Raw genomic sequence first — 13,189 nt, 5'->3', positions numbered from 1 at the left:
ACCCATGCTAAAAGAGCACAACTGGCATCAACTTAAGGACGATACGGCGCAGCGCCTGAATCAGCTGGCCCCGTATTTCCGTGACGGTAAAATTATCGACGCCAAAGATACTGTCGCCGCGCTGGAAGCCGTTATTCGAAGCTGCGATCGCGTCAATATCGAGGGCAATAACCAGAAACAGGCGGATTTTCTTTCCGAATGCCTGTGCCAGCTTGATCCGCAAAAGATCTCCGGCCTGCATATGGTGCAGTCATCCGTACCGTTGTCCAGCCATCTGGATTTGTTTGAAAAGGGCATCGCTGAAAAGCTCGATTTCGCCTATGCCGGGCCGCAGGATGGACGTCTGGCGAAGCTGATTCAGGACGGTAAGATCAAGCTCGGGGCCATCCACACCTATCTGGAGCTGTTCAGCCGCTACTTTGTCGACCTCACGCCGCGCGTGTCGCTAATCACCGCCTTTGAAGCGGATAAAGACGGCAATCTCTACACCGGCTTTAACACCGAAGATACTCCTGTTATTACCGAAGCCACCCACTTCCGCCAGGGGATTGTGATCGCACAGGTCAACAAGATTGTCGATAAAGTGCCGCGCGTGGATATCCCCGGCGACTGGGTAAATGCGGTGATTGAAGCGCCGCGTCCGTTCTATGTCGAGCCGCTGTTTACCCGCGATCCGGGACTTATTACCGACACCCATGTGCTGATGGCAATGATGGCGCTGAAAGGTATCTATGCCGAATACGGCGTTGAGCGCATTAACCACGGCATTGGCTTCTTCACCGCCGCCATTGAGCTGCTGCTACCCACCTACGGCAAGGAGCTTGGGCTGAAAGGCAAAGTCTGTACCCATATGGTACTCAACCCGCATCCGACGCTGATCCCGGCAATCGAAAGCGGCTGGATCCAGTCGGTGCACTGCTTCGGCGGCGAACTGGGCATGGAAAAATATGTCGCCGAACGCCCGGATATCTTTTATATCGGCCAGGACGGCACGCTACGCTCCAACCGCGCCTTCGCCCAGGCTGCGGGTCACTACGCGCTGGATATGTTTATCGGCGGCACGCTGCAGATCGATAAGTACGGAAACAGTAGCACCGCCACCGCCAGCCGCGTTTCGGGCTTTGGCGGCGCGCCGAATATGGGCTGCGACGCCAAAGGCCGCCGTCATGCAACGCAATCCTGGCTGAAATGCGGCGAAGAGTTCAACGCCACCCAACAGCAGCTAATTGGCGATATGCCGCGCGGCAAACGTCTGGTGGTGCAGATGCAGGAAACCTTCCGCGAGAAGCGCCAGCCCGCTTTCGTCGACAAGCTGGACGCCTGGCAACTGGCGGAAAAAGCCAACCTCGCCCTGCCGCCGGTGATGGTCTACGCCGATGACGTCACCCACGTACTGACCGAAGAGGGCATCGCCTATCTGCACCGCTGCGAAGGGCTGGAACAACGCATGGCGGCCATTCGCGCCGTGGCGGGCTACACCGGAATTGGCCTTGCCGCCGATCCGGCACAGACCGCACAGCTGCGGGAGGCAGGCATTGTCAGAACGCCGGAAGATTTAGGCATTGACCGTCGCCGCGCCAACCGTCAGATGCTGGCGGCGAAAAGCATTCGCGATCTGGTCGACTGGTCTGGCGGACTCTATAACCCGCCCGCTCGATTCCGTAACTGGTAGGGGAAAAGGACATGGCTCTACATCAAATATCACATCATTTCAGCGGCACCCGCGAAAGAGTATCTCTGCCGCAAACCGTGCACTGTGGCGTTGTTGGCTCCGGCGATCTGGAGGTCCTGCTGGAGCCAAAAGCGCTGGCGGGCGGTATTGAAATCAGCATCTGCACGCCGGTGACCGGTTTCGATCATATCTGGGAAATCGTGCTTAAACGATTTCTGGAAAACGGACCGCTGGGCAACATGCAGGTCAGCATCAATGACAACAACGCCACGCCTGCTGTCGTCGCGTTAAGAATTCAGCAAGCGTTACAGCAGGCTATGCCGGGAGAAACCCATCATGAATGATCTGCGTTTTTTGGAAGCCAGCGCCCGCGTTCGCGCCAGCTCGCTGGTGGATAAAGGCACCTTTACTGAACTGATCGGCCCGGCGGACAAGCGAACCAGCCCGCACCTGCCCGTGCTGAATGAAGCCGTAGAGTTTGACGACGGCATCGTTACCGGCATCGGCCTGCTGGGCCAGCACCCGGCCATTGTCATCTCCCAGGAAGGGCGCTTTATCGGCGGTGCGGTGGGCGAGGTGGGCGGCGCAAAAATGGTCGGCGCGCTGATGCTGGCGGACGAACTGGCGGCGCAGACCACCGACCCGGCACAGCGCCCGATCGTCCTCATTTCCTTTGAAACCGGCGGTGTGCGCCTGCATGAGGCCAACGCCGGGCTGCTGGCCCACGCCGAGTGTATGGATATGCTGCAAACCCTGCGCGGTCGCGTCCCGGTCGTGGCGATGATCGGCAGCAAGATCGGCTGCTTTGGCGGGATGGGTTTTGTCGCCGCCGCCACCGACATCATCGTGATGAGTGAATCGGGCCGCCTGGGGCTGACCGGGCCGGAGGTCATCGAACAGGAGATGGGCCGTAGCGAGTTTGACGCCTCGGACCGCGCGCTGGTGTTCCGCACCACCGGCGGTAAGCATAAGTACATCGTCGGGGACTGTAACTACCTAATTGCCGACTCGCTTACGGTTTTCCACCAGCAGGCCGCGCTGATTGCAGACCTGCCCTGGCCGCAGATTGAAGCCATGCGCCGCATCGGCAGCGAAGCGAAAGTACGCGCCCAGATGGCGCTCACGCAAAAAATCAGCGAGTCAGAGCTATCAGATGCGCGGGATGTCTGGGCGATGGCGGGCAATACCGCGCCCCAGTCGCTGGTGGATATGGATCTCGAGACGTTCCTGGGCAACGTTAAACGCCTGCCGGTGGAGGAAGCATAATGGAAAATTTACTCGGCCAGGGCCGCGCCGCTATCGATCTGATTGTTGACGAAAACAGCTTCGAAGAGAACGCGCTGGCGGATCTCAAGCTGCCTTATGAGGATTACGGCCCCGGCGCCGTCATCGGCAGCGCCCGCATTAGCGGTGAAGTCTGCACCGTTATTGCTAACGACGCCATGACCTTTAACCCGCGTTTTCCGGTGGTGTACGCCGGAGTTATCGGGCTGGAAGAGGGTTACAAAATGGCGCTGGCAGTCTATCGCACGCTGGCGATGGATAAAGACAAGCCCGTCGGCGAGAAACGTCCGCTGGTGCTGATCGTCGACACTCCCGGCAACGGGCCGGGCAAGCTGGAAGAGATCATCGGCATGAATAAAGCCACCGGTGCCTATCAGCTGGCGCTGGCTGAGGCGCGCCATGCCGGACACCCGATTATCGCGATGGTCATCGGTCGCGCCATTAGCGGCGCGTTTCTCTGCCACGGTTTACAGGCCGACCATATCCTGAGCCTGACGTCGGAATTTGGCACCATGATCCACGTAATGCCGCTGAGCAGTATCGCGCGTATTACCCGCCAGGACGTGGAGCGTCTGAGCGAGCTTTCCCGTACCAATCCGGTCTTCGCTGCCGGGCCAGAGTTCTTCTGGCAACTGGGCGGAGTGGAAGCGCTGATCAAGGCGATCCCGGAGATGAAAGAGGCGATCGTTCGCCATATCGCAGCAGTGCGCCAGCAGAAACAGGCGGATGGCGTGACGGCAACAGGCCCGCAGGGGCGTGGGATCGCAGGCGAAGCGCGCGGCGGCAGAAAAATGCGCAACGTGATTCTGGCGCAGATGCGCGAGGAGTATCGGGCGGTCGCGGCGCGGTATCAGCCGGCCTGATTGTGGAGTACGCGCTATGAACGATCCCATCACCACACTCGAATGGCTGGTTGACGCCCAGCAGGGTATCCCCACGTTAATGGAGATGCCGCGCCGCACACTTAGCGATAAAGGCATCGCTGGCCCCACGGCGGCTCACGTTATCGAGGAGATTCACACGCCGTTAAATCTTGCGCTGGTTAGCTTTACCACCGGCAGCAGCGCATTTCAGAACATCGTCGGCGTGACGCATAACGAACTACCGTTGCGTATCGCGGCGGGTAAGCGTGTGCTGGCGGAATGCGGCGTAACCGCGGGGCAGCATATGGTGGTGACCTACGCGCCGCTGGTGAATGTGTTCACGCGTCAGGCGCTGGATGAGAGCGGGCTACACTGGTCTTTTTTATCCCGCTCCTGCCGGGACGCGCTACTGGTTGCGCTGTGTCGCCAGCTGCCTGACGTGGTGGTGGGAGAGTCCTCATTTTTACGCGCCACGCTCGAACAGGCGCTAAAGATGAACCTGAAGGCGTATTTACCCAAAACGCTGACACTGATTACCGCAGGCACTCCCCTTGATGAAGCGCTGATTTCACTGTGCGCTTCGCTGGGCTATGGGCTGCATGATGTCTACGGTTGCCAGGAGTTCGGCTGGCTGATCCTGGACGGCCTTCCGCTGCGGGAAGATATCTCGCTGGTCGCCGCGCCACAGGGTGGTGACTGGCGGGAAGTTATCGTTGGCGGCCTGCCGACCGGCGACAGCTTTCCCGTGGCGACGAACGGCCATCCGTGTAATTCGCAGGGCAAAATCCAGACCTGGAAGCGTCAGCGCACCACCCCGGAATATGACATGGTGGTGATGGCGACCACCGCCCATCACCGGGAAATTGTGGAGCGGACGGCACGGACTATTTTACGTATCAAGGGGCGTGTTTGCCGGGTTAGCGTACAGCTACAAACCCAGGCCAGCGCCACCCATATTCGCCTCTACCCCGTCACTGTTCCTGGGGCGGAAGCGGCAAATGCCGCGCCGGTCGATATTATCGGTCCGCAGGCCACCGCGCAGTTTGACGCCCTGCTTGCAGCGCAGCGGGATTTACAGCAACAGGCGAAAAACGATCCAGCATGGAGCAAGCAGCGATGAACACCCTGCAACGCCATACTCTGTGCTGGCTGGAGAGCGCTGAACTACGACCGATCGCGAGGCAGTTGAACGGCGCGTTTAGCGCCCTCCCCGCCTCATTGCGGGAAGAGGCGCGGGATTATCTGCTCTCCGGGTATCTCCCCGGCATTGTGCGCAGGGGCATCCGTGATGAAGCGAGTATTTCCCTGGGATTTTGCTTTCCGCAGCGCTGGCAGGGTCAGCGTTTACGGCTGGCGACGGTTGCTTCATTGCAGGCCGTCACGCGCGTGTTAACGCCAGAGCAAACGGCTACCCTGCCGGTCGTCAGTCGTACCAGCGCGATACGTGCCTTTAGTACCCTGCGTCAGGCATGGCGCGGGCCGGAAACCGGGCTCGGCGTGTGGGGGTCGGTGGCGCTGGAGATGACGACACCCTGGCTATGGACGGACAGTCGCTCCGATTTAGATATCCGCATTACGCCCTGGCACGAAATGGCGTTAAGCGATTGTTACTCTGTTCTGACTGATATTGCCCAGCAATATTCAGTGCGTATTGATGGGGAAATTAATTTGCCCAACGGTTTTTCTATCAATATCAAAGAGTGGTTTAGCGGGAGTCTGACCCTGCTGGCTAAAGGTGATACCGATGTCGAATTAATGACGCGACATGATGTCGCCGGGTTAATAAAACATCTCTCAATGAAATATATTAAAGGAAATTAATATGTCTGAAGTTAAATCAAAAGTACCGGGTGTGGTCGATGAAGTTAAAGCCGCCGTAGGCGATAAAATTGAAAAAGGCCAGCCGGTTGTTATTCTTGAAGCCATGAAAATGAAAATGCCTGTCGCCTCGCCGGAGGCTGGCATATTAAAGTCACTGGCGGTGAGAGCAGGCGATCGTGTAAACCCAGGCATGGTCTTATTCGAAATTTCTGCTGAGTAGACCATCACGTTTTTTAATACTCAATAATTAGTGCGGCATTCCTTTGTGATATAACCATTATGCCTCAGTCATATCAGCGATAAACATTTCGCTGATATGACAGGCACGGTGAGTACGAATAAATTTACTGTTGACTGTCCGCATCATAAAAACATACTGTGCTAAAAGCCCTTGTCTTACTTTATTGTCATTTCCCGATTCGGGTTGTCTCTTATGCTTTTAGTGTAGTTATAGAAAGAGAAACATCATGATTATTTACGGATTGATGTTAATGGGATTGTGCATGTTCGCCGGGTTAATTGTCGGCGATCTTTTGGGTTTGCTGCTTGGAATTTCCGCCAATATCGGCGGCGTCGGCTTTGCCATGCTGTTTTTAGTCGTTATTTCCCAGAAGCTGACGGAAAAGGGGCTGTTATCTAAACCTGCCGAACAGGGGGTTGGATTCTGGAACGCGATGTATATCCCTATTGTTGTCGCCATGTCCGCGAACCAGAACGTTGTGGCCGCACTCAAAGGAGGCCCGGTGGCGCTTATTGCTGGCCTTGGCGCCGTCGTGATTGGTTTTCTGTTGATTAAACCACTGAGCAAAATCGGCAGCAAAAGCGCGATGGTACGTTCAGCAGACTAACCGGTGGAGAGCATAAAGAATGGAACAACTCACAAAGATTCTTACCAGTAACTTCACCAGCAATGCCCTGATCACCGCTTTTGTGGTGGTTGGTATTGTCTGCTGGGTCGCGGCCTGGATCTCGACCCACGTCTTTCGCGGTAAAATTCACAGTTCGGCGATCGCCATTGCCGCGGGCCTGCTGCTAGCCTGGTTAGGCGGCGAACTCACCGGCGGCAAAAAAGGGCTTTCCGACATCACGCTTTTTAGCGGTATTGCACTGATGGGCGGCGGCATGTTCCGTGATTTTGCCATTATCGCCACCGCCTTTGGCGTGAAGCTTGACGAGCTGAAAAAAGCGGGCCTCGCGGGCGCGCTGGCGCTGGTCGTCTCCACCGTGCTCTCCTTCTACCTGGGAGCAATTGTTGCCTGGGCCTTCGGCTATACCGATGCGGTCAGCATGGCGACTATCGGCGGCGGCGCGGTGACCTTTATCGTCGGCCCGGTTACCGGTGCGGCGCTTGGCGCAAGCTCGGATGTTATCGCGCTCAGTATCGCTGCCGGCGTGATTAAATCTATCGCCATCATGATTGTCACGCCGCTGGTAGCCAAAGCCGCCGGACTGAACTCTCCCGCTGCAGCCATTGTATATGGCGGGCTGATGGGTTCTACCAGCGGCGTGGCGGCAGGGCTGGCGGCGACTGACCCGAAACTTGTCCCTTATGGCGCAATGACAGCCACCTTCTATACCGGCCTGGGCTGCCTGCTGGCGCCGTCTGCGCTCTATCTCTCTTTAGCCCCGTTCTTTTAACCGCATGCGCCTGTTGTTTTGTGCAACAGGCGCCAGGGAGACTTATGTATTCATTTCAACGTATGAAGCCCGGGCAAATTGCGATACAGGCCTCACTGTGCACCCAGGAGGAAGAGGAGATTTTCCGGCAAAAGTTACTGGCCGATAAACCCGAACACCGAATCGGCTTTGCGTTTATCAGCGGCACCTCTGACGAACTGCGAAACAAGCTGCAGCGCTGCGTCATCGGCTGTGCGTTAAAGAATCAGATCATCACCAGGCAGGAGTCAGCCATTTTCACCTTATGCTCACTCAGCCGCCAGGCGCTGACCCACGCGTTAACCAACACCATTACCGGCGATCATATCCGTCTGAAAATCGCCTTAGTCAGTACCTCCCGGTGGCTCGCCGTCGCCATGTACGGCGAAGCCCAGGTTTATCAGCGGATTACCCAGGAAATCATGGGGCTTTGTCTACATCGTTATTCTCCCGCATAAGCTGCCTGGCATACATACGGCATTCTGCGAGAAGAGATAGCAGTCCAGGATGATTTTCCTGACTACGAGGAAAAACGAGCGAAATTTCTTGTTCCATGAGATAGGCTTCCTGCAAAGGTAGCAGGCGTATCCCACTCCGAAAAAGCTCGCGCATACGTCCGGGTATGAGAGTGTAACCCACTCCGGCATTCACCATGCTCATTAATGAAAAAATGTCGTGTACCCGAACCGCAATATCCGGCTCAAAACCAGCGATACGGAAGGCCTGCTGAAAACCTCTCCAGGTAGCGAACCCTTCACTCAAGGCAATAAATTTTTTACTCTGTAAACGGGAGAGATCAACGGGGATTTGTAGCGTATCCGCATCCTGCACAGGAACCGCTAAATAAATCGAATCTGAAAATATCGTCCAGGTTTCGAATAAATTTGAATTATATTCATCGGGCGTCGAGATTAATGCCGCGTCGATATTACCTTCATTAAGCGCCTCTAGTAATTTCTTATTAGAGTTCATGATAAACTCAATTGAAAGCTCAGGGCGCCGCTTCTTCAATCCCTGTACTATCTGCGGCGCCGTTTTTAATACCAATGAATATAGTAGGCCTAAGCGTAATGCAGGAGAATGGAATCCTGAAGCCTCACGCGTCAGATAAATACAGCGTTCCATTGCATGGATCACTTCGCGGGCCTGCTTTTGCATTACCCATGCACCGGGTAGAGGATGTAAATTTCGGCCATTATGTGTGAAAAGATCGCAGCGTAAATTATCCTCCAAAGAATGCAACGCACGGTGTACGCTAACCGGAGAAATATGCATTATCTCTGCCGTCTTAGAAATATTCATGGTATCCATATATCCCAGGAAAATTTCCAGTTTGCGCAAAGTTATGTCTTGCTCAGTCATATAAACATTCCCTTATTTAAAATAACCTTTATCAGATAATAAGAGAATGTATACGTATATATATTGAGCCAGATCGGTAATTCTGGCTCAGGTAAAATAAAACTTACTGATAAACCGGCAGCAGGTTAAAGCTCGACAGGAAGTGCACCACCGCGTTGCCGAGACCAAAGAGCAGGATCAGCACAATCATCGCTTTTCCGCCCCACACGCGGAACTGTGGGCTGCCGAAGCGTTTACGCGAAGCGCGGGCCAGCAGCGCCGGCACAATGGCCGCCCATACCGTCGCCGCCAGGCCGGCATAGCCGATGGCGTAAAGGAAACCATCTGGTTTCACCAGCCCACCGAGCATCGGCGGGATAAAGGTCAACAGCGCGGTTTTAAAGCGCCCCATCGCGCTATCGTCAAAGCCAAACAGATCCGCCAGATAGTCGAACAGACCCAGCGTCACGCCGAGGAACGAACTCGCGACGGCAAAGTTGGAGAACACTACCAGCAGCAGATCCAGGCCGCGGTTATTCAGTACGCCGCTCAGGGCCTGTACCAGTACATCAATGTTACCGCCCTTCTGCGCAATATCGATAAACTGCGGACGCGGGATATTGCCCATCGTCACCAGCAGCCAGACCACGTACAGACCCAGCGCCAGCAGCGTACCGTAAATCAGACAGCGGGTAATGGTGCGTGGATCCTTACCATAATATTTCATCAGGCTCGGCACGTTACCGTGATAGCCAAACGAGGCCAGGCAGAACGGCAGCGTCATCAGCAGGTAGGGCGCATAGGAGGCATTCTTCTCCGCGACGTTAAACAGCGTCGTCGGTTCGACGTGTCCCAGCAGGCTGCCGAAGGTCAGGAAGAAGGTGATGACCTTGGCGCCGAGCACGATAGCCGTCATGCGGCTCACCGCTTTGGTGCTCATCCAGACAATAAATGCCACCAGAAGCGCAAAGCCGAAGCCCGCCGCGCGCGCCGGTACGTTCAGCGACATTTCACTGAAGGTATGGTGCAGGATCGAACCGCTCGCCGAAATATAGGCGTAAGTCAGGATATACAGCACAAAGGCGATCGACACGCCGTTCACCAGGTTCCAGCCCTTGCCGAGCAGGTCTTTGGTGATGGTGTCGAAACTGGAGCCAATCCGGTAGTTGAGGTTGGCTTCCAGGATCATCAGACCGGAGTGCAACATGCAGAACCAGGTAAAAACCAGCGCCGCCAGCGACCAGAAGAACCACGCGCCGGACATCACCACCGGCAGCGAGAACATGCCCGCGCCAATAATCGTGCCGCCGATAATCACCACGCCGCCAAACAGGGACGGCCGGGTGGTTGTAGTGGTTAGTGTCGCCATTTACCGAAATCTCCAGTCAAAAAAACTTTCCCACAGTGGGTGTGACGCACTGTACCAGTACACGAGTACAAAAGGAATAAAAAAAGCCCCAATCATGGCGATCGGGGCTGTATTATTTACTTTACGCTAGCGTGTTGCGCTAATTACGCATCGCCACCGAAACGACGACGACCAGCGGAGTCATCACGGCGCGGCGCAGCTGCATCGTCACGACGCGGCGCACGGCCTTCACGACGTTCGCCGCTGAAACGACGACCATCACCACGACCGCCTTCACGACGTTCGCCACCGAAGCTACGGCCGCCTTCACGACGCTCACCGCCGAAACCACGACCGCCTTCACGACGTTCACCGCCGCCACGACGTTCAGTGCGCGGCTGCGCATCGCCCATCAGCTGCATGTTCATCGGTTTGTTCAGGATGCGGGTGCGAGTAAAGTGCTGCAGTACTTCGCCCGGCATACCTTTCGGCAGTTCGATGGTGGAGTGAGAACCGAACAGCTTGATGTTACCGATGTAACGGCTGCTGATATCGCCTTCGTTAGCGATCGCGCCAACGATATGACGAACTTCAACGCCGTCATCACGGCCTACTTCAATGCGGTACAGTTCCATCTCGCCAACATCACGACGCTCACGCTTCGGACGATCTTCACGATCGCCACGCGGGCCGCGGTCATTACGGTCGCCACGACGCTCGAAACGGTCATCACGATCGCGGAACTCACGCTTAGGACGCATCGGCGCATCCGGCGGGACGATCAGAGAACGTTCGCCCTGGGCCATTTTCAGCAGCGCGGCGGCCAGCGTTTCCACGTCCAGCTCTTCGCCTTCCGCCGTCGGCTGGATTTTCGCCAGCAGCGCACGGTACTGGTCCAGATCGCTGCTTTCCAGCTGCTGCTGAACTTTAGCCGCGAATTTTTCCAGGCGACGTTTGCCCAGCAGTTCTGCGTTTGGCAGTTCTACTTCAGGGATCGTCAGTTTCATCGTACGTTCGATGTTACGCAGCAGGCGACGCTCGCGGTTCTCAACGAACAGCAGGGCGCGGCCAGCACGACCCGCACGACCGGTACGGCCGATACGGTGAACGTAAGACTCGGAATCCATCGGGATGTCATAGTTAACAACCAGGCTGATACGCTCAACGTCCAGACCACGGGCCGCAACGTCGGTAGCGATCAGAATGTCCAGACGACCGTCTTTCAGACGCTCCAGCGTCTGCTCACGCAGCGCCTGGTTCATATCGCCGTTCAGCGCGGCGCTGTTATAGCCGCTACGCTCCAGCGCTTCAGCCACTTCCAGGGTCGCGTTTTTGGTACGCACGAAGATAATCGCCGCATCAAAGTCTTCCGCTTCCAGGAAGCGCACCAGCGCTTCGTTTTTACGCATGCCGTAGGCCGTCCAGTAGCTCTGGCTGATGTCCGGGCGCGTGGTGACGCTGGACTGAATGCGCACTTCCTGCGGCTCTTTCATGAAGCGGCGGGTAATGCGACGAATCGCTTCCGGCATGGTGGCAGAGAACAGCGCGGTCTGATGACCTTCCGGGATCTGCGCCATAATGGTTTCTACGTCTTCGATAAAGCCCATGCGCAGCATTTCATCGGCTTCGTCCAGTACCAGACCGCTCAGTTTAGAGAGATCCAGCGTGCCGCGCTTCAGGTGGTCCAGCAGACGACCCGGGGTACCGACAACGATCTGCGGACCCTGACGCAGGGCGCGCAGCTGCACGTCATAACGCTGGCCGCCGTACAGGGCAACCACGTTTACGCCGCGCATATGTTTAGAGAATTCCGTCATTGCTTCAGCAACCTGTACCGCCAGTTCGCGGGTCGGCGCCAGCACCAGAATCTGTGGTGCTCTCAGCTCAGGATCAATGTTGTTCAGCAGCGGTAAAGAGAACGCTGCGGTTTTACCGCTACCGGTCTGGGCCATACCCAGAACATCGCGGCCGTCCAGCAGATGCGGAATGCACTCAGCCTGGATCGGAGATGGTTTTTCGTAACCCAGATCGTTAAGCGCTTCAAGGATGGGAGCCTTCAGGCCCAGATCTGCAAAAGTGGTTTCGAATTCAGCCATGTAGTACGTGTGCCTCAAAATTAATGGCGGCCAGTCTACATAACTCATCGTGAAAATTTACGGTAATTTTCATTGAAAAGTGTGAACCGGCTCAAAGTAGGTGTATTAACGAACAACAACGCCCTCACCCGCAAAGGTGATGGCAAGCAAAAAACTATGGGCTGATGTGTTCGTCAGCTATTGCTGGTCCGATTCTGCCAGGTCATCTTGCTCCTGGCCCAAGAGCGATAATTCCAACAATGCGTATCGGTGCTCAACGTAGTTATGTACGTTGTTAGCGACCGCCAGTTTGAACAGTGCCGTAGCGCTGTCCTTGTCCCCCAGACTTAGGTAGTACTTACCTAAATAGAAGTTGGTTTCACTGAGATGCTCAGCGAGCGAGGTGTTATCCGTTGCGTCTGCCTTCAGACGAGTCATCAGCTCTTTTTCGCTAATGTCGCCAAGGTAGAACTCGACAATGTTCCATCCCCATTGCTCTTTGTCCGACTTGTTTAAGCGCTCTCTGAGTGCTTCAAGCGCCCTCTTCTCGTCGAGTTTACGCTCGGCGATATAAAGCCACAGGCTACGGAAAGGATCATTGGGATCGTCTTGATAAAACGCCAGCAGATCATCTTGCGCTAACTTAGCCCGGCCGCCGTAATACAGGGCGATACCGCGGTTCAAGTGCGCGTAGTTGTAAGTTGGATCAAGCTCAAGTACAGAATCAAACGCTTCATAGGCAGCATCAAAATTGCCTGCCTGCGTTAAGTAAATGCCTAAGTAATTGAATACTTCAGGCATATCGGGTCGGATTGCCAGCGCTTGTGAAAAATCATTTCGCGCTAATGCCCTCAGACCGAGACTATCATACAACACTCCGCGCTCATATAAAAGCTGTGCGCGTTCGTCATCGGATAAAGCCCGACTGGCAAGAATTTGTTCCATGCGTGCCAGAATCACTTCTTGCTGTAAAGTCGGTTGCAATGGTACTGCGAGGACGGCGTCCTTACGCCAGGCGGTGCTACTGCATCCTGCCAGCGTGAGAGCTGTCGCCACGAAACACCAGCGCAAAAAAGGCTTCATTTCCCACTCCCGAAGACAACGATTGGATGAACGTCCTGTTCCCCGG

15 protein-coding genes are annotated in these 13,189 nt (G+C 55.7%); 10 read left to right on the top strand and 5 right to left on the bottom strand.

The window, feature by feature from the left end:
- Positions 1-4 precede the first annotated feature (4 nt).
- The 10 genes from mdcA (at position 5) to NKJ21_RS07305 (ending at position 7,754) form a co-directional block, all read left to right on the top strand.
- Entirely contained in the window at positions 5-1,672 is a 1,668-nt protein-coding gene (gene mdcA, locus NKJ21_RS07350; protein WP_110216500.1) for a malonate decarboxylase subunit alpha, read from the top strand.
- Between the two features lie 11 nt (positions 1,673-1,683).
- Entirely contained in the window at positions 1,684-2,016 is a 333-nt protein-coding gene (gene mdcC / locus NKJ21_RS07345; protein WP_022066336.1) for a malonate decarboxylase acyl carrier protein, read from the top strand.
- Positions 2,009-2,938 (top strand): biotin-independent malonate decarboxylase subunit beta, encoded by a 930-nt coding sequence (locus NKJ21_RS07340; RefSeq protein WP_022066337.1) that lies wholly within the window; start codon positions 2,009-2,011, stop codon positions 2,936-2,938. The genes mdcC and NKJ21_RS07340 overlap by 8 nt, the downstream gene beginning before the upstream one ends.
- Positions 2,938-3,819: a biotin-independent malonate decarboxylase subunit gamma gene (mdcE, locus tag NKJ21_RS07335; RefSeq protein WP_022066338.1), complete on the top strand. Its 882-nt coding sequence runs from the start codon at positions 2,938-2,940 to the stop codon at positions 3,817-3,819. Before NKJ21_RS07340 ends, mdcE begins: the two co-directional genes overlap by 1 nt.
- 16 nt (positions 3,820-3,835) lie before the next feature.
- Entirely contained in the window at positions 3,836-4,939 is a 1,104-nt protein-coding gene (locus NKJ21_RS07330; RefSeq protein WP_022066339.1) for a hypothetical protein, read from the top strand.
- Positions 4,936-5,640 (top strand): malonate decarboxylase holo-[acyl-carrier-protein] synthase, encoded by a 705-nt coding sequence (mdcG, locus tag NKJ21_RS07325; protein ID WP_048272061.1) that lies wholly within the window; start codon positions 4,936-4,938, stop codon positions 5,638-5,640. Before NKJ21_RS07330 ends, mdcG begins: the two co-directional genes overlap by 4 nt.
- Position 5,641: 1 nt before the next feature.
- The gene (locus NKJ21_RS07320; RefSeq protein ID WP_022066341.1) at positions 5,642-5,860 is read left to right on the top strand and encodes an acetyl-CoA carboxylase biotin carboxyl carrier protein subunit; all 219 of its coding nucleotides are present in this window, start codon (positions 5,642-5,644) and stop codon (positions 5,858-5,860) included.
- Positions 5,861-6,107: 247 nt separating this feature from the next.
- Positions 6,108-6,488: a malonate transporter subunit MadL gene (madL, locus tag NKJ21_RS07315; protein WP_022066342.1), complete on the top strand. Its 381-nt coding sequence runs from the start codon at positions 6,108-6,110 to the stop codon at positions 6,486-6,488.
- Positions 6,489-6,507: 19 nt separating this feature from the next.
- Positions 6,508-7,278 carry a malonate transporter subunit MadM gene (gene madM / locus NKJ21_RS07310; protein ID WP_049162900.1) on the top strand — a complete coding sequence of 257 codons (771 nt, stop codon included), beginning with the start codon at positions 6,508-6,510 and terminating at the stop codon, positions 7,276-7,278.
- Positions 7,279-7,322: 44 nt separating this feature from the next.
- Positions 7,323-7,754: a HutP family protein gene (locus NKJ21_RS07305; protein WP_022066344.1), complete on the top strand. Its 432-nt coding sequence runs from the start codon at positions 7,323-7,325 to the stop codon at positions 7,752-7,754.
- Here NKJ21_RS07305 and NKJ21_RS07300 read toward each other — a convergent pair.
- The 5 genes from NKJ21_RS07300 to nlpI all read right to left on the bottom strand — a co-directional run bounded on the left by NKJ21_RS07300 (position 7,717) and on the right by nlpI (position 13,143).
- A complete protein-coding gene (locus tag NKJ21_RS07300) occupies positions 7,717-8,658 on the bottom strand; it encodes a LysR family transcriptional regulator (protein WP_155010922.1) in 942 nt (313 codons plus the stop codon). The genes NKJ21_RS07305 and NKJ21_RS07300 overlap by 38 nt on opposite strands.
- 103 nt (positions 8,659-8,761) lie before the next feature.
- A complete protein-coding gene (mtr, locus tag NKJ21_RS07295) occupies positions 8,762-10,006 on the bottom strand; it encodes a tryptophan permease (protein ID WP_012540482.1) in 1,245 nt (414 codons plus the stop codon).
- A 143-nt stretch (positions 10,007-10,149) separates the two neighbouring features.
- Positions 10,150-12,081 (bottom strand): ATP-dependent RNA helicase DeaD, encoded by a 1,932-nt coding sequence (gene deaD, locus NKJ21_RS07290; RefSeq protein ID WP_012540481.1) that lies wholly within the window; start codon positions 12,079-12,081, stop codon positions 10,150-10,152.
- Entirely contained in the window at positions 12,074-12,154 is an 81-nt protein-coding gene (gene yrbN, locus NKJ21_RS07285) for a protein YrbN (RefSeq protein ID WP_085903200.1), read from the bottom strand. The genes deaD and yrbN overlap by 8 nt, the downstream gene beginning before the upstream one ends.
- A 104-nt stretch (positions 12,155-12,258) precedes the next feature.
- A complete protein-coding gene (gene nlpI / locus NKJ21_RS07280; RefSeq protein ID WP_002918241.1) occupies positions 12,259-13,143 on the bottom strand; it encodes a lipoprotein NlpI in 885 nt (294 codons plus the stop codon).
- Positions 13,144-13,189: the final 46 nt, after the last annotated feature.

This window comes from Klebsiella sp. SWET4, from assembly GCF_024296565.1.
Classification (GTDB): Bacteria; Pseudomonadota; Gammaproteobacteria; order Enterobacterales; family Enterobacteriaceae; genus Klebsiella; species Klebsiella variicola.
Note: the sequence above shows the minus strand (reverse complement) of the source record. Positions and strands in the feature narration are given on the sequence as shown.